Source organism: Myxococcus sp. MISCRS1, assembly GCF_026626605.1.
GTDB classification, from domain to species: Bacteria; Myxococcota; Myxococcia; order Myxococcales; family Myxococcaceae; genus Myxococcus; species Myxococcus fulvus.
The window spans coordinates 9,511,366-9,532,161 of record NZ_JAPNKB010000001.1 but is presented as its reverse complement, the minus strand read 5'-3'; the positions used below and the strand labels follow the sequence as shown (position 1 = coordinate 9,532,161).

At 70.7% G+C, this 20,796-nt stretch carries 10 protein-coding genes; 5 read left to right on the top strand and 5 right to left on the bottom strand.

All coding sequences use genetic code 11. The features are described from left to right. Positions 1–68 precede the first annotated feature (68 nt). Complete coding sequence (locus tag OWM54_RS38215; RefSeq protein ID WP_267700566.1) at positions 69–698, bottom strand: glutathione binding-like protein; 630 nt, start codon at positions 696–698, stop codon at positions 69–71. 104 nt (positions 699–802) lie between these two features. Between OWM54_RS38215 and OWM54_RS38210 the strand changes: the two genes are divergently transcribed. After that, on the top strand, positions 803–1,756 hold the full coding sequence (locus OWM54_RS38210; RefSeq protein ID WP_223747583.1) for a LysR family transcriptional regulator: 954 nt from the start codon (positions 803–805) through the stop codon (positions 1,754–1,756). On the opposite strand, the gene OWM54_RS38205 is transcribed toward OWM54_RS38210, so the two are convergent. Then, on the bottom strand, positions 1,739–1,942 hold the full coding sequence (locus tag OWM54_RS38205; protein WP_267700565.1) for a hypothetical protein: 204 nt from the start codon (positions 1,940–1,942) through the stop codon (positions 1,739–1,741). The two genes, OWM54_RS38210 and OWM54_RS38205, sit on opposite strands and share 18 nt — an antisense overlap. A gap of 104 nt (positions 1,943–2,046) precedes the next feature. Here OWM54_RS38205 and OWM54_RS38200 point away from each other — a divergent pair, with 104 nt between their 5' ends. The 3 genes from OWM54_RS38200 to OWM54_RS38190 all read left to right on the top strand — a co-directional run bounded on the left by OWM54_RS38200 (position 2,047) and on the right by OWM54_RS38190 (position 4,716). Continuing rightward, complete coding sequence (locus OWM54_RS38200) at positions 2,047–3,171, top strand: NAD(P)-dependent alcohol dehydrogenase (RefSeq protein WP_267700564.1); 1,125 nt, start codon at positions 2,047–2,049, stop codon at positions 3,169–3,171. Between the two features lie 18 nt (positions 3,172–3,189). After that, entirely contained in the window at positions 3,190–4,035 is an 846-nt protein-coding gene (locus OWM54_RS38195; RefSeq protein ID WP_267700563.1) for an SDR family oxidoreductase, read from the top strand. An 84-nt stretch (positions 4,036–4,119) separates the two neighbouring features. Next, positions 4,120–4,716, top strand: coding sequence for a hypothetical protein (locus tag OWM54_RS38190; protein WP_141325854.1), 597 nt, complete (start codon positions 4,120–4,122; stop codon positions 4,714–4,716). A 13-nt stretch (positions 4,717–4,729) separates the two neighbouring features. On the opposite strand, the gene OWM54_RS38185 is transcribed toward OWM54_RS38190, so the two are convergent. Genes OWM54_RS38185 through OWM54_RS38175 form a run of 3 tightly spaced genes read right to left on the bottom strand, consistent with a single transcriptional unit; the run spans position 4,730 to position 9,667 of the window. Next, positions 4,730–7,405 carry a DUF5916 domain-containing protein gene (locus tag OWM54_RS38185; RefSeq protein ID WP_267700562.1) on the bottom strand — a complete coding sequence of 892 codons (2,676 nt, stop codon included), beginning with the start codon at positions 7,403–7,405 and terminating at the stop codon, positions 4,730–4,732. A gap of 8 nt (positions 7,406–7,413) precedes the next feature. Continuing rightward, positions 7,414–8,757: an MFS transporter gene (locus tag OWM54_RS38180; protein WP_267700561.1), complete on the bottom strand. Its 1,344-nt coding sequence runs from the start codon at positions 8,755–8,757 to the stop codon at positions 7,414–7,416. Beyond that, the gene (locus tag OWM54_RS38175) at positions 8,681–9,667 is read right to left on the bottom strand and encodes a TauD/TfdA family dioxygenase (protein WP_267700560.1); all 987 of its coding nucleotides are present in this window, start codon (positions 9,665–9,667) and stop codon (positions 8,681–8,683) included. The genes OWM54_RS38180 and OWM54_RS38175 overlap by 77 nt, the downstream gene beginning before the upstream one ends. Between OWM54_RS38175 and OWM54_RS38170 the strand changes: the two genes are divergently transcribed. Continuing rightward, positions 9,616–20,772 carry a non-ribosomal peptide synthetase gene (locus OWM54_RS38170; protein WP_324289171.1) on the top strand — a complete coding sequence of 3,719 codons (11,157 nt, stop codon included), beginning with the start codon at positions 9,616–9,618 and terminating at the stop codon, positions 20,770–20,772. The genes OWM54_RS38175 and OWM54_RS38170 overlap by 52 nt on opposite strands. Positions 20,773–20,796: the final 24 nt, after the last annotated feature.

Sequence of the window (20,796 nt, the reverse complement as noted above, 5' to 3'; positions counted from 1 at the left end):
CTAATCCCAGACCCCGCCCTTGTCAAAGCCTGTCGTCCCGGCGGCGGGGACTGGATTGCCCCCCGCGGCTACGTTTGCGCGGCCTTGCGCTCCGAATAGAGGGCCCACTCCTCCTTCACCGCCCTGGCGAAGTTCGGGCGCTCGCGCAGCCTCGCCACGTAGGCGCTCAGCGCGGGCCACTTCTTCAGGTCCAGCGGCGTGGCGCCACACCAGTTGAGGACGACGAAGAGATAGGCATCCGCCACGCTGAAGGCGTCGAGGAGGAACTCGCGACCCGACAGGTGCTGCTCCACGACGTCGAGCCTCGCGGGCGCCTTCGCCAGCGCATACTCCTTCACGGCGTTCGGTGAGTGCAGGTCGAACACGGGCGCGAACACCACCTTGTGCAGCTCCGTGGCGATGAAGGACAGCCAGCGGTGGAGCTGCTCCCGGCCCTGCGGGTCCACCGGGGCCAGCTTCGCCTCCGGCCAGCGGTGGGCGATGTACTGGAGGATGGCGGTGCTCTCGAAGAGCAGCGCCCCATCCTCCTTGCGCAGCGCAGGGACGAGCGCCATCGGATGGACCTCGCGATAGTCCTGTCCCTCCGCGGTCTGCTTCGTCTTGCGGTCCACCGGGATGAAGCGGACGTCCGCGCCGGCCTCGTAGAGGGAGATCCGGGTCGCGAGCGAGCAGGACATCGGCAGGAAATACAGCTGCATGGGCATACCTCCACGAGGCGGGGCTGGATGCCCCTCGGGAACGCCCGTGACTCTGCCCCTCCCCACCCTATGCGTCCAACGCATCCTTGGCATAGGCTCGATGCATGGATGACATCGCTCCGCCTCCGAGCACCCGCCTGGACATCAAGGACCTGCGGGTGGTGATGGCGCTGGCCTCGGCCGGCACGACGGCGCAGGCCGCGTCCCTGCTCCACCTCACCCAGCCCGCCGTCAGCCGCGCCCTGCTCTCCGCGGAGGACAAGCTGGGGGCCTCCCTGTTCGACCGCACGCCGCGCGGGCTCGTGCTCACGGACGCGGGGCGCCGGCTCGTCGCCGGGGCCGGCAAGCTGCTGGTCGAGCTGGGAGAACTGGAGCGCGAGGTGCGCACCCCCGCCACGCCGCCCGTCCGCCTGCGGCTGGTGTGCGAGTGCTACACGGCCTATCACTGGCTGCCGTCCCTGCTGATGGAGCTGCGCCGCTCCATCCCCCGGCTCACGGTGGACCTGGCGGTGGAGCACACGCTGTCCCCGCTCCCCGCGCTCGAGGCGGGCGACATCGACGTGGCGCTGCTCACCAACTCCCCGCTGCGCCGCTCCTCCACCTTCGAGGTGCGCCCGCTCTTCCACGACGAGCTGGTCTTCGTGGTCGCGCCGTCCCATCCCCTGGCGGCGCGAAAGACGTTCACCGCCGAGGACCTCAAGGCCCACACCCTGCTGACGTCGCACACCCCCAGGGCGCAGGACGTCTGGTTCGTGAACCAGATCTTCGGCCGGGAGCGCCCGCGCCTGCGCGTCGAGCGCATCCCGCTCACGGAGGCCCTGCTGGACCTGGCGCGGGCGGGGCTCGGTGTCGCGGTGCTGTCGGAGTGGATCGTCGCGCCCCACCTCGCGCGCGGCGACCTGGTCCTGCGGCGGCTGGACACCGGGCCCCTGGAGCGGCCGTGGCGCATCGCCTGGCGGAGGGAGGCGGGGGACGCCGCTGCGCGCCTCGGCAAGGCGCTGCTCGGGCTGGCCCCCCAGCGGGTCGCGGAGCTGGACGTGTCACTCCAGCGTGGGTGACGGCGCGTTCACCGGCTCGGGCGGCGCGAAGGCCGGACGGGTGATGAGCTGGTCGATGGACGGCCGCTCACGACGCTCGAAGGGCGGCAGCTTCACCGCGCGCCCCGTGCGCGCCGACTCCTGGAGCGCGACGACCACCCGCACGTCCGCCAGCCTGGAGGCCCGTCCATCCCGGCGGGGGGGCACGGGCGGGCCTGCCCGCGTTCCCTTCGAGGCACACGGCAGGCTCCCCTGCCCTCCGGGCCATCCGTACCGTTGGCGGGTACCGAAAGCGACGGAGGACGAAGTCCATGAGCGAGCAAACCCAGGCCAGGGCCGCGGTCGTCTGGAAGAAGGGCGGTCCCTTCCAACTCGAGGACGTCACCATCGACGCGCCCCAGGCCGACGAGGTGCTCGTCCGGATGGTCGCCACCGGCATGTGTCACACGGACATGATCGTCCGGGACCAGTACTACCCGGTGCCCCTGCCCGCGGTGCTCGGCCACGAGGGCGCGGGCATCGTCGAGCGCGTGGGCAGCCGGGTGACCAAGGTGGTGCCGGGCGACCACGTCGTCATGGCCTTCACCTTCTGCGGCAAGTGCGACCTGTGCCAGTCCGGGCACCCGGCCTACTGCCGCGAGTTCTTCGCGCGCAACATGGGCGGCGGGCGCATCGACGGCTCCACCGCCACGCAGAAGGAGGGCAAGCCGCTGCACGACCACTTCTTCGGTCAGTCCTCCTTCGGCACGCTGGCCATCGCCACCGAGCGAAACATCGTCAAGGTGCGCAAGGACGTGCCGCTGGAGCTGCTCGGACCGCTCGGCTGCGGCATCTCCACCGGCGCGGGCGCGGTGCTCAACTCGATGAAGGTCACCGCGGGACGTTCGTTCGCGGCGTTCGGCTCCGGCGCGGTGGGCCTCTCCGCCATCATGGCCGCGAGGCTCGCGGGCGCCACCACCCTCATCGCCGTGGACACCAAGCCCCACCGGCTCAAGCTCGCGCTGGAGCTGGGCGCCACGCACGCGGTGAACGGCCAGGACGAGGACGCGGTGGAGTTCATCCGCCGCGTCACCGGCGGCAAGGGCGTGGACTTCACGCTCGAGTCCACCGGCCACCCCAGTGTGCTGCGGCAGGCCGTGGACGCGCTCGACATCCTGGGCACGTGCGGCGTCGTGGGCGCGCCCCCCATGGGCACCACCGCGAGCTTCGACGTGAATGACCTGATGGTGCCCGGCAAGAGCATCCGGGGCATCGTCGAGGGCGACAGCGTGCCGGACGTCTTCATCCCCCAGCTCATCGACCTCTACTCGCAGGGCAGGTTCCCGTTCGACAAGCTGGTGAAGTTCTACCCGCTGACGCAGATCAACGAGGCGGCCAAGGACTCCGAGAAGGGCGACACGCTCAAGCCCGTCATCCGGATGACGCAGTCGAACTGAGACCCCGAGGGAGAGTCCATGGCGGAGCCATCGATTGCCGTCACCGGTTGCACGGGCAAGCTGGGCGGGCGCGTCGCGCGACAGCTCGCCGAGAAGGGCGTCCCCCAGCGGCTCATCGTCCGCGACGAGAAGCGCGCCCCCCACCTGCCCGGCGCCGAGGTGCGCGTCGCGACGTATCAGGACCGAGCCGCGCTCTCCCGGGCGCTGGAGGGCATCAAGACGGTGCTCTTCGTGTCCGCGAAGGAGGCCCCCACGCGGCTCGATGAGCACTTCGCCTTCATCGAGACCGCGGCCTCGGTGGGCGTGCAGACGCTCGTCTACACGTCGTTCCAGGGCGCGGCCCCCCACGCGACGTTCACCTTCGCCAGGGACCACTGGGCCACCGAGCAGAAGCTTCGCGAGCAGCGCTTCGCGTCGGTGGTCCTGCGCGACAGCCTCTACCTGGACTTCCTGCCGCTGCTCGCCGGGGAGGACGGCATCATCCGGGGACCCGCGGGCAACGGGCGCGTCGCCGCCGTCGCCCAGTCGGACATCGCCGACGTCGCCACCACCGTGCTGCTCCATCCGGAGCCGCATCGGGGACAGACGCTCACGCTGACGGGCCCCGCGGCGCTGGGCTTCGACGACATCGCCCAGGTGCTCACGCGGAGGCTCGGCAGGCCCATCCGCTACTACGCCGAGAGCATCGACGAGGCCTACCGCTCGCGCGCGCACTACGGCGCACCCCAGTGGCAGGTGGACGCGTGGGTCAGCACCTATACGGCCATCGCCTCCGGGGAGATGTCCACCGTCACCTCCGACGTCGAGCGTGTCACGGGCCACCCTCCCCTGGGGCTCGAGGACCTGCCGCTGTCGCCCCCGTGAGCGTGCGTCGGGACGCGCCGCGGCACGGAGGGAGGCGGTCGCGACCCACGCGGGAAAAGTGACGAAGGCCCGTAGGATGGCCGCATGAACGCATGGCTTCGTCGCGCGGCGGTTCCGGGTGTCGTCACGCTCCTGCTTACCACGGCCTGTGGAGATCCTCGGGAGGCCCGGGGGGAATGTCGAGGAACCCTCCAGGGAGAACAGGTGGACTGGCCCATCGACGGCGAGTACTCGCGCCTGACGCGAGACCGCTTCGGGGTCATCGACCCGTTGTTGTTCATCAGCTACCTGCCCGACGGGCAGGCGACGCTCTCCGACTTCGGCGTGGACATCGAGCTCGTGGATGGCGCGGCGTTCGACAGGGGCGACGCCCCTCGCACCGCGCAGCTCGTCAACACCGGCGCTGCCCTGGCCCCCGAGGAGGGCTCCGGGGTGAAGCGCTGGCGCCCCACGCGCTCGGACTCGGGGGGCAGCGGCACGGGCTACCCGGAGCGCTCGGGGGTCCCCGCGAGCGGCACGTTGACGGTGGAGGTGCTGGCGGATGATCACGCCGAGGGCCACTTCGTCTATCGCTATGCGAGTGGAGACGAGCTGAAGTGCACCTTCGACATCCCCACGCCCGCGGCCGCCGGGAGCGTCTGGGATGGCGCGGGCGACGGCGATGACGATGACGACGACTGAGCCACCGTGAAGCTCAGCCCGCGGGGAACCACCACGACAGCTTGAGCGCGAAGGTGTGTCCCCCCGGGCTCAGCAGCGCGTCGCCCAGCGCCTTGGGCGCCAGCGCGTTGCCCCCGAGCGAATCCGCGGAGCGGTCCTGCTGCCACACCGCGTAGAGCGTGCTGCCCGGGCGCCACTCCCAGCGCAGCACCACGTTGCTGCGGAAGGAGCGGACGTTGAAGTCCTGGTTGGCCAGCTGGAAGCCGCTCGCGCCGTCCGTCACGTCCCAGTCCCCGTTCTCGCCTCGAGACAGCGACGTGCCGTCCTGGCCGTACCTGCGCAGCTGACGTCCCCGCGCCCGGGCCAGCTCACCGGGCGCGCTGAAGACACCGCTGGACGCGAACGGCTCCGCGTAGGCCTCCAGGCTCAGGTCCGGGGTGATGAAGAGGTTGGCGCGAAAGCGCAGCGCCAGCTCGCGGCGTCGCACCGCGCCGAAGACGTAGCGCCGCGCATACGTCTCCTCGCGGCCGCCGTCCAGCGTGGCCATGTACTGACGGGCCTCCGTGTACAGCGAGCCCACGGGCTCCACCGACAGGCGCAGGTTGCGCAGGGGCTGCACGGTGACGGTGCCCGTCAACGTGCCACCACCACTGCCGTCCTCGTATGTCCACGCCAGCGCGTCCACCTCCCACAGGTTCGTCCCGGAGGCGTTGTTGTTCAGGAGCAGGTTCGCCTCCAGTCCCTGGGGCGTCTGCATCAGCGGACCGCCGCGCGTCAGCTGGTCCGAGAACGCGCGGGGGTAGTAGGTGACGAGCAGGCTGGCCTCCCAGAAGTTGGGGAAGGTCACCTCGCCGTTGAGCATGAACTGGTTCACGGTGCGCGTGCCGCCGTGGTTCCAGTTTCCGTACGTCAGGAGGCCCACCTTGTAGCCGCGCAGGAACGTGCCGGGGTTCGTCTCGCGGTAGTACAGCCCCAGGTTCAGGTCCACGTCGTCCGTGGTGCTCAGCCGGCCCAGCTCGTTGAGCTCGAAGCCCGGGGACTCCACGCCCACGCTGCCGTTCCACAGCCAGTGCTCGCCACTCTGGCGCACCACCTTCGCGCCCACGGTGTAGCCCGACATCGAGCGCGCCTCCGGATCCAACCGGACGTAGGTCTGGTCCGGCCGCTGGAAGTAGCGCGCGCTGGAGCGCTGCAGCCGGCTGATGGCCGCCGGGTCGCCTCGCACCAGGCTGCCGCCCGCGAAGCCGGAGACGATGTACTCGCCGTCGCGCAGCCGCAGCCGGAAGTCCGCGCCGCCCGTGTACGCCTCGCGCGCCAGCTCCCCCGTGCGCCCCTCGCCCTCGCCGATGTCTCGGTGGACGGTGGTGAGCGTGGCGCCCACCGTCGAGCCCCTGCCCAGCTCCTGCTGCGCGCGCAGCACGCCGAAGCCCGTGCGCGAGTCCACCTTCACGCGCCCCTGCTCCTGGGTCGCGAAGTCGTACGTGTCCGCGTAGCCCTCGCCCGTGAGGGCTCCCAGCACGCCCAGCGACAGCCCCGACGACAGGCGCCCGGTGAGCTTCGCCGCGCCCCAGATGGGCGTCGCCCGCGAGGGCTCCACGTAGTCCGCGCTGGCGCGCAGCCGCGGCGCCGCGCCGATGCGCCGCGAGTAGAAGTACGCGGGCCCGTTGTTGTTCGTGTTGTTGTTGTTGAACAGCTGGCTGCCCTCGGTGAAGAAGGGCCGCCGCTCGTCGACCACCACCTCGAAGTCCGTGAGGTTGACCTGGGCCGGGTCCGCGTCGATCTGCCCGAAGTCCGGGTTCACCGTCACGTCCAGGTTCAGGTTGGGCCCCAGCCCCACCTTGCCGTCCACGCCCACGCGCGCCGAGTACGCGCGCCGGTCCTCGAAGGGCGTGCCCTCGCGCGGGTTGGCGCCCGAGTCCAGGCGCCAGTCCCCCGTCACGTACGGCAGCAGCTCGACGCGACGCGATGGCGCCACGCCGCGCAGGCCCGACAGCTCGCCGAAGCGCGAGGACCAGCCGGTGATGTCGCGCGGCACCACCACCCAGAAGTCGTCCTCGTTGCGACGCGGGATGACGCGCTGGATGTTGAGGCCCCACACCTGCTCGTCGGCCGCGTCGAAGCGCAGCTGCGAGAAGGGGATGCGCAGCTCCGCCACCCACCCGTCCGCCGTCCGCGTGGTGCGCGCCTCCCACACCGGGTTGAAGGACAGGTCGACGACGTACTCGTGGTCATCCGGGTGGTACCAGTCCACCCGCACCCCGGCCGCGGTGACGGCGAAGCTGTAGGCCGTGCGCCTGTCGCGGTACGTGTCCAGGGAGATGATGAGCCGCTCGGCCGAGCCGCTCTCGTCCCGCCGGGTCATCACCGTCTCGATGTCCTCCGGGCCCAGGCTGGACATGCGCGCGCCCACGTAGAGCGCGTCCGCGTCGTACACGAAGGCGACCTCGGTCTTCACCGAGGCGGGCATGCCCTGCACGGGCTCCTTCTGGAGGAAGTCGCTGGTGAAGGCGGCGCTGCTCCACGCGTCGTCATCCAGCACGCCGTCCAGCGAGGGCCCCTTGTCCACCCGGCTCGCCTGGAGGCGGCGCCCCTCCACCTCCACCGTGGGCACCTGCGCGAGGACGGACGGCCCCCACGCCAGCAGCAGGAGGACGAGCCAGCCTGGTGCCCGGCCCACGCGTGCACCGCGCCTGTCGACGAGGGCCTCCACGCGTCCGCTCACTCCACGCTGACGGCCGCGCGAGGGGGCTCCACCCGGGGAGCGGCGCGCAGCGCGGTGACGGCCCGGGCCAGTCGGGTGCCCGCCACCAGCGCCGCCACCATCAGGATGACGCCCGCAAGCCCCGTGATCCGCCGCGTGTCCACCAGGTCGATGAGGTAGCCCGCGCTGCTGGCGCCCAGCAGCAGGCACGCGGTGCTCACGGAGCGGAAGACGCCCATCACCCGCCCCAGCAGCCCCAGCTCCACGTGCGTCTGCATCAGCGGCCCCAGGCCCACGTTGAGCAGCACGTTGCCCAGGCCGATGAACACCATGCCGCCCATCGCCACCGCGAGCGTCGGCGCCACCGCCATCAGCAGCACGCCCAGGCCACACACGCCCAGCCCCAGCCCCGGCAGCCACTCCAGCCGGAGCCGCCGGTGAAGGCTCCCCGCCACGGCGAAGCCCGCGAACATGGACACGCCCAATGTCGTGCCCAGCCACGCCAGCCGCTCCTCGGGCAGCCCCAGCTCCCGCGTCACCAGGTAGAGCTGCACCACCTCGATGAGCCCCGAGGCCGCCATCGCCAGCGCGCCCAGCCCCAGCAGGCTGCGCACGAACACGCTGCCCCGGACGTACGCGAGCCCCTCCTTCGCCTCGCGCAGCACGGACGTGCCTTGCGCGGACGGCACGCTCACGCAGCGCGCGCGGATGGCCAGGTTGATGCACATGGCCACCAGGAAGGACGCCGAGTCGAGCGCGAAGCTCACCCACGGCCCCAGCACGAAGTAGATGCCCGTGCCCAGCGCCATGCCGAGAATCATGATGGCGCTCGTCGTGGCCTGCCTGAGCGAGCTGGCCGCCACCAGGTCCTCGCGTGGCACCGTGGAGCGGATCAACGCCACCCGCGCCGGGTCATACAGCTGCTCCACCGCGCTGGAGCAGAAGGCCACCGCGTACGCCAGCGGCAGGCTCTGCTTCGCCACCGCCACCAGCTGCAACAGGCTCAGCACGCACCGTGCGGCGTCACAGAACACCATGACGCTGCGCCGCTCCCACCGGTCCGCCAGCGTCCCCGCCGTCAGCCCCAAGAGGAGCGCGGGCGCCGTCGTCGCCACGGTGATGGCCGCCGTGGCCACGGGGGACTCGCCCCCCGTGACGGAGAAGACCCAGAACAAAAGCGCCATGTTGCGCAGCCAGTCCCCGAGCCCGGAGACCAGCTGGCCACACCAGATGAGCGCGAAGTCACGATGTCTCAGGACCGCGAAGATGGGAGCCCCCTGCCGCTCAGCTGTCGCGCTCGGAGCGCATCTCGCCCATCGCCACAACCACCCGACGCGCCCCCGCGAAGGGCGTCCGGCCATGGGTCACGAGCATGTTGTCCAGCAGCATCACGTCCCCCGCCTGCCAGGGGAACGCGAACGTCGTCTTCAGGAACGCCTCGCGCACCTCCTCCAGGTCCGCATCGCGGATGGGCGTGCCATCCCCGTACAGGCTGTTGCGCGGCAGGTCCTCCTCCTTGAAGACCATCCGCATCGCCGCGCTCACCTTCGGCCCCAGATTGGATACGTGGAAAAGATGCGCCTGGTTGAACCAGACATCCTCTCCGGTGAGGGGGTGCTTCATGACCGCAGGGCGCACCGAGCGGGTCCGCAAGCGGTTTCCGCCCAACCACTCCGCCTGAATTCCCACACGCTCACAGTACGCGTCCACCTGGGCCCGGTCCTCGGTCTGGAAGACTTTCTGCCAGGGGAGGTCAACGCCCGTGCCGTAATTTCTCACATACATCACCCGGTTCCGGGTGAAGCGCTCACGCACTTCGGGTGAGAGGCATTCCAGGACGGCCCGGCTGTCTGCGATGGGTGTGGCGCCACCCTCCAGAGAAGGTTGTACGCAGTGAAAGAACAACTTCATCGGCCAGGCCGACGCGTACGACATTTCATTGTGTTGCGGAATGGTTTCGTTCGCGGGGTACTCGGTGGATGTGTACACCTTTCCACTGACTTCCGTACGCGGCGTGGAACGCTCCTGATACTCGGCCAGGGACGGCTGGATACACTCCGCGAAGCGCTCGAACGCCTCCACGCCCGGCACACGAAAGCCGCGAAAGAGCATGGCCGGCCGCTGTGAGAGCAGGTGCCTCAGCGCCTCTGCGTGAGCCCGTCCCCAATCGACCAGGTCCACGCCCTCCCGCTCGGGGCCGAGCGCCAGCAGACACGGCGGTGCCCCTGGCAGCGCACGCTGCGACACGTCCGACAGTACTCGCAGATCCAACGGCTTCTCCTACTCCACCAGAGCCCTCGGCTCCGCGCGGACATGGACCCTGTGTGACACACCCTCATGCCGGGCGTGCTTCACGGACCCCTCTTGACTTCCACGCATTACCACTTAAAAGATTTGAATTCGATAAGCAACAGTCACCGGGATTGAGATGGACAGACAACGAGTCGAGCCGCGCGTGCGCCGTTGTGGGTCCCCACTCCGCGAATAAATCAGACAGGGGCATTCGCTTGCCTTCCGCCAGCAATCAGCACCGGTCCCCCTCGGGCCGGCCTCATTCCCGTTGTGTCACATCCGGCCAGCGGCGCTTCTGGTTCCTGGACCAGTTGGAGCGCCACAATCCCTTCCACAATCAGCTGGTCTCGCTGGAACTTCACGGGGTGGTTGAACCGTCCGAGCTGGTGCGACGTCTCGCGGCCTTGACCCTGCGACACGACATCCTGCGCGCGCGATTCACGGCGCACGAAGGACAGCCGTTGCAACAGATACAGCTGGAGCAGCCTCCGGCGTTCCGCCAGGTGGACCTCCAGGGTCTCCCGCCCGCGGAGCGCGAGGCCCGGGAGGCGGCGCTCGCGAGCGAGGAGGCGCTGCATCCGTTCGACCTGGAGACCGGGCCGCTGCTCCGCGCGACGCTGGTGAAGCGGGACGCGGCGGCGCACCTGTTGCTTTTGTCATTCCATCAGATGGTCTGCGACGCGGGCTCGGTGCCGGTGCTGGTGGAGTCGCTGGCGGCGGTGCTCAGCGGGCGCGACGACGTGGCGGGGCCGTACGTGGAGGTCGCCGAGCGGCAGCAGCAGTGGCTGCGCTCGGCGGAGGCGAAGCAGCAGGTGGAGGCGTGGCGCGTGGCGCTGGACGGCGCGCCCCAGGTGCTCGCGCTCCCCACGGACCAGGCGCGGCCGACGGTGCAGACGTACAACAGCGCGACCGGGCGCCAGGGCGTGCCGCTGGAGCTGACGCGCCGGCTGGAGGCGCTCGCCCGGGCGGAGGGCGCGGACCTCTTCGACGTACTGCTCGCGGCGCTCCAGGCGGTGCTGTATCGCTACACCGGGCAGGAGGACCTGTGCATCGGCACGCCGTCGAGCCTGCGTGAGCCGTCCGAGCGCGGCGTGCTGGGCTGGTTCGGGAACATGCTCGTGCTGCGCGGTCACCCGCGGGCCGCCACGTCGTTCCGCGAGCAGGTGTCCCAGGCGCGCCGGACGCACCAGTGGGCGCTCGCGCACGCGGCCGTGCCGTTCGAGCACCTGGTGGAGACGCTCCAGGTGGAGCGCAGCCTGGTCTACACGCCCTACTTCCAGGTGACGCTGGAGCTGGAGTCCGCCCCGCCCCCGTCGTTCGAGACGCCGGGCGTGAGCGTGCGGCAGCTCCCGCTGGAGAGGCGCTTCGCGCGGTATGACCTGTCGCTGACGGTGACGCCTGGACCGGCGGGGCTGGAGCTGGCCTTCACCTACAACGCGGACCTGTTCCACGCGGACACCGTGCGCGGGCTGCAGGGACACCTGCTCAACGTGCTGCGACACGCGGTGCAGGCGCCGGAGACCCGGCTGGGTGAGCTGTCGCTGTTGTCCGCGGAGGAGCTGGAGCGGACGCTCCGGACGTGGAACGAGACGACGGCGGCCTACCCGCGCGAGCGGCTCATCCACGAGCTCATCGCCGAGCAGGCCCGCCTGCGGCCCGACGCGGTGGCCGTCACGCATGGCGACGGGCGCCTCACGTATGGCGAGCTGGAGCGCCGCTCGAACCAGATGGCCCACGCGCTGAGGGCGCGGGGCCTGGGGCCGGGGCGGCTCGCGGGCATCTGCGTGGAGCGCTCGCTGGAGATGCTCGTCGGGCTGCTCGGCATCCTGAAGGCCGGCGGCGCGTACCTGCCGCTGGACCCGACGTATCCCCGGGAGCGGCTGCGCTACATGCTGCGCGACTCGGGCGCCGCGCTGCTGGTGACGCAGGAGCGGCTCGTGGAGCGGCTGCCGTCCCAGGACGTGCCCGTGCTGGTGCTGGAGCAGCAGGCCCTGGACGCGCTCAGCGCCGAGCCGCCCCTGGTGCGCATGACGTCCGAGCAGCCGGCGTACGTCATCTACACCTCCGGCTCGACGGGCAAGCCCAAGGGCGTGCTGCTGTCGCACCGGGGGCTGGTCAACCACGTCACCTCGCTCCAGGGGACGTACCAGCTCACCGCGGAGGACCGCATCCTCCAGTGCACGTCCATCAGCTTCGACATCTCGCTGGAGGAGCTCTTCCCCACGCTGGCCACGGGCGCCACGCTGGTGCTGCTGCCCTTCGAGCGCCTGCCGTCCGTCGCCGAGTTCCTGCGCATGGTGGAGCACGAGCGGCTCACCGTGCTGAACGTGCCCACGGCGTACTGGCACGAGTGGGTCACCGACGCGACGCTCCGACAGGCCCAACCTCCGCCGGACGTGCGGCTGGTCATCGTGGGCGGAGAGCGCGCGGCGCCGGAGCAGCTCGCCGCGTGGCGCGCGCTCACGGGGGAGCGGCTCGGGTGGTTCAACGCCTATGGCCCCACCGAGGCCACCATCACCTCCACGCTCTTCGCGCTGCCGCCCGGCGCCCCCACGCCCGGCGCGCACCTGGGCATCCCCATCGGCCGGCCCATCGCCAACACGCGGGTGTACCTGCTGGACGCGAACGGACGCCCCGTGCCCGTGGGCGTGCCGGGTGAGCTCTACATCGGCGGCGATGGCCTGGCGCACGGCTACCTGGGCCGACCGGAGCTGACCGCCGAGCGCTTCGTGCCGGACGCGTTCAGCGGCGAGCCGGGCGCGCGCCTCTACCGCACCGGGGACCTGGCCAGCCAGTCGCCGGACGGGCAGCTGCGCTTCCTCGGGCGCGTGGACCACCAGGTGAAGGTGCGCGGCTTCCGCATCGAGCTGGGGGAGCTGGAGGCGCACCTGATGGAGCACCCCGCGGTGCGCGACGCGGTGGCGGTGGCGCGCGAGGACTCGCCGGGGCAGCCCCGGCTGGTGGCCTACGTGGTGCCCTCGCCCCCGGGCGAGGCGTGGGGTGACGCCATCGACGAGCAGGAGCTCAACGACGAGCAGATCTCCCAGTGGCAGACGCTCTACGACGACGCCTACCACCGCGCCGCCGACGAGGAGGACGGCGAGTTCAACACCGCGAGCTGGAACAGCAGCTACACGGGCCAGCCCATCACGGCCGAGGAGATGCGCGAGTTCGTGGACCACTCGGTCCAGCGCATCCTGGACCTGAAGCCCCGGCGGGTGCTGGAGATTGGCTGCGGCACGGGCCTGTTGCTGGTGCGAATCGCGCCGCACTGCGAGCACTTCACCGGCGCGGACTTCGCGCAGGGCGCGCTCAAGGGCCTGCAGCGCTTCGTGGACAAGATGTCGCCGAAGCTCGGCTCGGTGGCGCTCCTGCACCGGGGCGCCGAGGACTTCACGGGCATCGAGCCCGGCTCACACGACACGGTGGTCATCAACTCCGTGCTCCAGCACTTCCCCACGGTGGACTACCTGGTGAAGGTGCTTGAGGGCGCGGTGGCCACGGTGGGCGAGCGGGGCCGCGTCTTCGTGGGCGACGTGCGCAGCCTGTCGCTGCTGGAGTCCTTCGCGCTCTCCGTGGAGCTGTTCCGGGCGCGGGACACGCTGCCGCTGGAGCAGCTGTCCCAGGCCGTCCGGCGGCGCGTGTCGCTGGACAACGAGCTGGTGGTGGACCCGGCGTTCTTCCTCGCGCTGCGCGCCCACCTGCCCCGCATCCAGCGGGTGGACCTGTGGCCCAAGCGCGGCCAGCACCACAACGAGCTGACGTGCTTCCGCTATGACGTCGTGCTGCACGTCGGCGACGCGGCCGAGGCCGTGGACCCGTACGCGGGCACGGTGCTCGACTGGAAGCGCGACGGGCTCAGCATGGCGAAGCTGCGTCGGAGGCTCGAGACGGAGCGGCCCGAGCAGCTCGCGGTGACGCGCATCCCCAACGCGCGCCTCACGGAGGTGCGGCGGGCCCGCGAAATCCTGGAGCGCGACGAGCGGCCCTCGACGGTGGGAGAGCTGCGCGCCGAACTGCGCAGCCAGCCCGAGCCCGACTGCGTCAACCCGGAGGAGCTCTGGGCCCTGGAGGCGGAGCTCCCCTACGCCGTCAGCCTGCACTGGTCCGGCGGCGAGGAGGACGGCGCCTTCGAGCTGCGGCTCCTGCGGCGGGGCGCGGTGGCGCCGCCGCTCACGCCGTCCACCGAGCGGGCCTTCGTGGCGAAGCCGTGGCGCGCGTACACGAACCAGCCGCTGCAGGCGGCGCTGACGCGGCAGCTGGTGCCGCTGCTCCAGGAGCACCTCAAGCAGCGGGTGCCCGAGTACATGGTCCCCTCGGCCATCCTCAGCCTGGATGTCCTGCCGCGCACGCCCAACGGCAAGGTGGACCGCAAGGCGCTCCCCGCCCCCAGCCAGGCGACCCTCGCGCGGCAGGTCGAAGCGGAGGCGGCGCGGACGCCGGTGGAGGAGCTGCTGGCCGGCATCTGGGCGGAGGTGCTCGGAGGCAACGCCTTCGGACTCCACGACAACTTCTTCGAGCTGGGTGGCCACTCGCTGCTCGCCACGCAGGTCATCTCGCGCGTGGGCCGGGCCTTCGGGGTGGAGCTGCCCCTGCACGCGCTGTTCGAGACGCCCACGCTTCGCGGGCTCGCGGAGAAGGTCACCCAGGAGCTGAGGACCCGGCGGGGCGTGAGCATTCCCCCCGTGCGCGCGGCGGCCCGGGGCGACACCGTCCCCGCGTCCTCCGCGCAAGCACGGCTGTGGTTCACGCAGCGGATGGACCCGACGGGGGTCTCCTACAACACGCCGTTCGCCCTGGAGCTGAAGGGGCGGCTGGACGTCCCCGCGCTGGAGAAGAGCCTCCAGGCGCTGGCGCGACGCCACGAGGCGCTGCGCACCACCTTCCGCGAGGTCGACGAGGCGCTGGTCCAGGTCATCCACGCGTTCGAGCCTCGGCCCCTGCCCGTGGTGGACCTGGGCGGGCTGCCCGAGTCCGAGCAGGAGCAGCGGCGCCAGGAGACGCTGGACGCGAACATCCGGACGCCGTTCGACCTGGAGCACGGCCCGCTGCTGCGTCAGGTGCTCATCCGCATGGGCGAGGAGGACCACCTGCTGCTGCTGACCCTGCACCACATCGTCTCCGACGGTTGGTCCATGGGCGTGGTCGTCCAGGAGCTGGGCCGGCTGTACGCGGCCTTCCGGGATGGGCTGGAGTCACCGCTGGAGGAGCTGACGCTCCAGTACGCGGACTATGCCCTGTGGCAGCGGCAGTGGCTCCAGGGAGAGACGCTGGAGCGGGGGCTGACGTACTGGAAGCAGCAGCTCGGCTCGTCGTCGGGCGAGCTGGTGATGCCCACGGACCGCCCGCGTGCCTCGGCGACGCACCACCGCTCCGCCATCCAGCGGGCCCGGGTGAGCGCGGCGCTGGTCTCCCAGTTGGACGCCCTGTGCCGTCGTGAGGGCGTCACCCTGTTCATGACGCTGCTGGCCACCTGGAACATCCTGCTGAGGCGCTACAGCGGACAGGTGGACATCAACGTCGGCACGCCCATCGCGAACCGGCACCGCGCGGAGATCGAGGGGCTGGTCGGCTTCTTCGTCAACTCGCTCGTCCTGCGCACGGACCTGTCGGACGCGCCCTCCTTCCGCGCGCTGCTGCGCCGGGTGCGAGACGCCGCGCTGGAGGCCTACGCGCACCAGGACATCCCCTTCGAGCGCATCGTCGAGGCGGTGAGCCCCGAGCGCCGGTTGGACCAGCATCCGCTGTTCCAGGTGATGTTCGCGCTGCACAACGCGCCGCTCCAGCCGCCCACGTTCGACGAGCTGAGCATGTCGTTCGAGGAGCTGGGCACGGGCACGGCCAAGTTCGAGCTCATCCTCACGACCGAGCAGGACGGGTCGGAGCTGGACCTGGCGCTGGAGTACGACACGGACCTGTACGACGCAGCCACCATCGAGCGCATGCTGGGCCACTACCAGGCCCTGCTCGCCTCCGCCGTCCGCGCGCCCGACACCTCCATCACCACGCTCCCGCTCCTCACCGACGCCGAGCGCCAGCAGCTCCTCGTCGACTGGAACGCCACCTCCACCGACTTCCCCCGGCACCAGTCCATCCACCAGCTCTTCTCCGAGCAGGCCCGGGCCACGCCGGAGGCCATCGCGCTCCACTTCGGTGAAGAGGTCCTCACCTACGCCCAGCTGGAGGCGCGCGCCAACCAACTCGCCTGGCACCTCCAGTCCTTCGGCGTCCGTCCGGACACGCTCGTCGGCCTCTACCTGGGGCGCTCCCCCACGCTCATCGTCGCGATGCTCGCGTGTCTCAAGGCGGGCGGCGCCTACCTCCCGTTGGACACGTCCTATCCCCCTGAGCGCCTGGCCTTCATGCTCCAGGACGCACGGGCGCCGCTCCTCGTCACCACCGAGGCCCTCTCCGCCAACCTCCCCGTCCCGAGCGGCGTGCACGTCATCGAGCTCGACTCGGATGAGCGCGCCATCTCGCGGCAGCCCACGCGGGCCCCCGCGACGGAGACGGCCCCGTCGAACCTCGCGTACGCCATCTACACGTCGGGTTCGACGGGTCAGCCCAAGGGCATCGTCGTCCCCCACCTCGGCGTCGTGCGCCTCGTGCGCGACTCCAACTTCGTCCAGCTCTCCGCGGCCGACCGCATCGCGCAGATCTCCAACGCCTCCTTCGACGCCGCCACCTTCGAGATCTGGGGTGCGTTGCTCAACGGCGGCGCGCTCATCGGCGTCCCTCGCGATGTCTCGCTCTCGCCTTCGCTCTTCGCCGAGTACCTGCGTCGCGAGCGCATCTCCGCCCTCTTCATCACCAGCGCCCTCTTCACGCAGATCGTCCACCAGGTCCCCGACGCCTTCGCCACGGTGTCCACCGTCCTCTTCGGCGGGGAGATCGCGGACACGGGGGCCGTGCGCTCCGCCCTCCTCGGCGGGCCTCCCCAGCGGCTCATCAACGCCTACGGCCCCACGGAGAACACCACCTTCAGCACGTGGCACCTCATCTCGCGGGCACCTCCGCCGGGCCACGCGGTGCCCATCGGCATCCCGCTCTCCAACTCCACCGTCTACGTGCTCGACGAGGCGCTCCAGCCCGTGCCCATCGGTGTCCCGGGTGAGCTGTACCTGGGCGGCGAGGGCCTGGCGCGCGGCTACCTCCACCAGCCCGCGCTCACCGCGGAGCGCTTCGTCGCCCATCCCTTCGAGCCCCAGGCCCGGCTCTACAAGTCGGGCGACATCGTGCGCTGGCTGCCGGACGGCCACCTGGAGTTCGTCGGCCGACGCGACCACCAGGTGAAGATTCGCGGCTTCCGCATCGAGCTGGGCGAAATCGAGGCCGCGCTCACGCGGTCCCCGGACATCGACGAGTGCGTTGTCCTGGCGCGCGAGGACAGCCCCGGAGACCGGCGGCTCGTCGCCTACTTCACGTCGTCGCGGGCCCCGGCCGTCCCGGAGCTTCGCGAGCGGCTCAAGGGCTCGCTGCCGGAGTACATGGTCCCGTCCGCCTTCGTCCGCCTGCCCAGCCTGCCCCTCACGCTCAACGGCAAGGTCGACCGGAAGGCGCTCCCCTCACCCGACGGAATCTCCGCGCCCACCGACAGCTACGTCGCGCCGCGCACGCCCATCGAGGAGCTGCTCGCCAACCTCTGGGCCCACCTGCTCTCGGTCCCCCGTGTCAGCGTCGAGGACAACTTCTTCGACCTGGGCGGGCACTCCCTGCTCGCCACGCAGCTGCTCTCCCGCATCCGCGCGAACTTCGGGAAGGAGCTGCCGCTTCGAGCCCTCTTCCAGAACGCCACGGTGGCGGGACTCGCGCAGCTCTTGTCCTCGCCCATGGAGGACACGGAGACGGGCCCCCTGGTGCCCATCTCGCGCGACCAGGAGCTGGAGGCCTCGTTCGCGCAGCAGCGCCTGTGGCTCGTCGACCAGCTCGAGCCGGGCAGCTCGTTCTACAACGTCCCCATGGTGCTCCGCGTGAAGGGGCCGCTGCAGCCGCGAGTGCTGGAGCAGGGCCTGGATGCGCTCGTGCGCCGCCATGAGGCGCTGCGCTCCACGTTCGAGCACCGGGGTGGACGGCTCCTGGTCCAGGTGGCCGAGGACGCCCCCGGGCACACCCTCCCCCTCGTCGACCTGACCCACGTCCCGGCCGAGGAGCGGGAAGCGCGGGCACGACAGCTCATCGAGACCGAGGGCCAGCGTCCGTTCGACCTCGCCCGCGGCCCGCTGCTGCGCACCCTGCTCGTCCGCCTGGGCGAGACCGAGCACCTGCTGCTGCTGACGGTGCACCACATCATCTCGGATGGATGGTCGCTGACGGTCCTCTTCCAGGAGCTCGGGACCTGCTACGAGGCCTTCGCCGCCCACGAGACGCCGAACCTCCCGCCGCTGACCATCCAGTACGCGGACTTCGCGCACTGGCAGCGCAAGTGGCTGCAGGGCTCGGTCCAGCAGACGCAACTCGACTACTGGAAGAAGCAGCTGGCCGGAGCGCCCGCGCTGCTGGAGCTGCCCGCGGACCGTCCTCGCCCCGCCACCCAGCGGCACCGGGGCGCCACGCGGTGGTTCAACCTGGAGGCCCCGCTGGTCGAGGCGCTGCGCAAGCTGAGCCGCCAGGAGGGCACCACGCTGTTCATGACGCTGCTCGCGGCGTGGCAGACCCTGCTGTCCCGCTACAGCGGGCAGGTGGACATCAGCGTCGGTACCCCCTTCGCCAGCCGCAATCGCGCGGAGCTGGAGGGGCTCATCGGCTACTGCATCAACTCGCTGGTCATGCGCACGGACCTGTCTGGTGCGCCGTCGTTCAAGGAGCTGCTGCGCCGCGTGCGCGAGGTGGCGCTGGATGCGTACGCGCACCCGGATGTCCCCTTCGAGCAGGTCGTCGAGGCGCTCCAGCCCCAGCGGGACCCGCGCTACACGCCGCTCTTCCAGGTGATGTTCAACCTCCAGAGCATCTCCACGACCCCGCTGTCGATTCGCGGCTGCGAGGTCCACCCCGAGGAGGTCCAGACGGGCGCCGCCAAGTTCGACATGCTGATGGCACTGGAGGAGACCTCCACCGGCATCGTCGGCGAGTTCGAGTACGACACGGACCTGTTCGACGCGACCACCATCGAGCGCATGCTGGGCCACTTCCAGACCCTGCTCGCCTCCGCCGTCCAACATCCGGGCGTCTCCATCACCGCGCTTCCGCTCCTCACCGACGCCGAGCGCCAGCAGCTCCTCGTCGACTGGAACGCCACCTCCACCGACTTCCCCCGGCACCAGTCCATCCACCAGCTCTTCTCCGAGCAGGCCCGGGCCACGCCGGAGGCCATCGCGCTCCACTTCGGTGACGAGGTCCTCACCTACGCCCAGTTGGAGGCGCGCGCCAACCAGCTCGCCTGGCACCTCCAGTCCTTCGGCGTCCGTCCGGACACGCTCGTCGGCCTCTACCTGGAGCGCTCCCCCACGCTCATCACCGCGATGCTCGCGTGTCTCAAGGCGGGAAGTGCCTATCTGCCGCTGGACACGTCCTATCCCCCCGAGCGCCTGGCCTTCATGCTCCAGGACGCACGGGCGCCGCTGCTCGTCACCACCGAGGCGCTCTCCGGGAAGTTCCCGGTCCCCGATGGCCTGCACGTCATCGAGCTCGACTCCGACGAGCGCGCCATCTCCCGGCAGCCCACGACGGCGCCCACGACGAACACCGCGCCGTCGAACCTCGCGTACGCCATCTACACGTCGGGCTCGACGGGCCAGCCCAAGGGCATCGTCGTCCCCCACCTCGGCGTCGTGCGCCTCGTCCGCGGCTCCGAGTACATCCAGCTGTCCGCCCAGGACCGCGTCGCCCAGGTCTCCAACGCCTCCTTCGACGCCGCCACCTTTGAAATCTGGGGGGCGTTGCTCAACGGCGGCGCGCTCATCGGTGTCCCTCGCGATGTCTCGCTCTCACCTTCGCTCTTCGCCGAGTACCTGCGCAACGAGAAGGTCTCCGTCCTCTTCATCACGACCGCGCTGTTCAACCAGCTCGCGAACCAGGTCCCGGGCGCCTTCTCCACGCTGTCCACCGTGCTCTTCGGTGGCGAGAACGTCGACGCCGGCGCGGTCCGCTCCGTCCTCCTCGGCGGTCCCCCCTCCCGCCTGCTCCACGTCTACGGGCCCACGGAGAACACCACCTTCAGCACGTGGCATCTCGTCCCCCGGGCCCCCCTGCCCGTGCACTCGGTGCCCATCGGCGTCCCGCTCTCCAACTCCACCGCCTTCGTGCTCGACGACGCGCTCCAGCCCGTGCCCGTCGGTGTCCCGGGTGAGCTGTACCTGGGTGGCGAAGGCCTGGCGCGCGGCTACCTCCGCCAGCCCGAGCTGACCGCGCAGCGCTTCATCCCGAACCCCTTCGCGACCGGGGGCCGGCTCTACAGGTCGGGCGACATCGTGCGCCGGTTTCCGGATGGCCATCTGGAGTTCGTCGGCCGACGCGACCACCAGGTGAAGCTCCGTGGCTTCCGCATCGAGCTGGGTGAAATCGAAGCCGCCCTGCTCACGCAGCCCTCGGTCGACGCGTGCGTCGTCATCGTCCGTGAGGACGTGCCGGGAGACCGGAGGCTCGTCGCCTACTTCACCTCCACGCAGCCGCCCTCCAGCACGGATCTGCGCGAGAGCCTCAAGCGCTCGCTGCCCGAGTACATGGTCCCGGCCGCCTTCGTCTGTCTCGCGGCCCTGCCGCTGTCCCCCAACGGCAAGGTCGACAAGAAGGCGCTCCCGTCGCCCGACGCGGAGGGCTCGCGGACCGATGACTTCGTCGAGCCCGGCTCTCCGGTGGAGAAGGTCGTGGCGGAGCTGATGGCGGAGATCCTCAACGTCTCACGCCTCGGCGCGCACGATGACTTCTTCACGCTGGGCGGCCACTCCCTGCTCGCCACGCGCTTCATCTCCCTGGTCCAGGAGATCCTCCAGGTCACCGTCCCGCTGCGAGTCCTCTTCGGGAATCCGACGGTCGCGACCTTCTCGGAGGCCCTCCTGAATCCCCCGGCGGACCGGGAGGAGCTGCTTCGCACCGCGGAGCTGGTCCTCTCGCTGTCGTCCCAGCCCGACGAAGCGGCCCTCGACTGAGCGCCGCGCCTCTCTTCGAAGAAC

Excerpts from the sequence above, each read along its gene's own strand:
- OWM54_RS38215 (WP_267700566.1), bottom strand. The coding sequence starts at position 698 with ATGCAGCTGTATTTCCTGCCGATGTCCTGCTCGCTCGCGACCCGGATC.
- OWM54_RS38210 (WP_223747583.1), top strand. The coding sequence starts at position 803 with ATGGATGACATCGCTCCGCCTCCGAGCACCCGCCTGGACATCAAGGAC.
- OWM54_RS38200 (WP_267700564.1), top strand. The coding sequence starts at position 2,047 with ATGAGCGAGCAAACCCAGGCCAGGGCCGCGGTCGTCTGGAAGAAGGGC.
- OWM54_RS38195 (WP_267700563.1), top strand. The coding sequence starts at position 3,190 with ATGGCGGAGCCATCGATTGCCGTCACCGGTTGCACGGGCAAGCTGGGC.
- OWM54_RS38190 (WP_141325854.1), top strand. The coding sequence starts at position 4,120 with ATGAACGCATGGCTTCGTCGCGCGGCGGTTCCGGGTGTCGTCACGCTC.
- OWM54_RS38180 (WP_267700561.1), bottom strand. The coding sequence starts at position 8,757 with ATGGCCGGACGCCCTTCGCGGGGGCGCGTCGGGTGGTTGTGGCGATGG.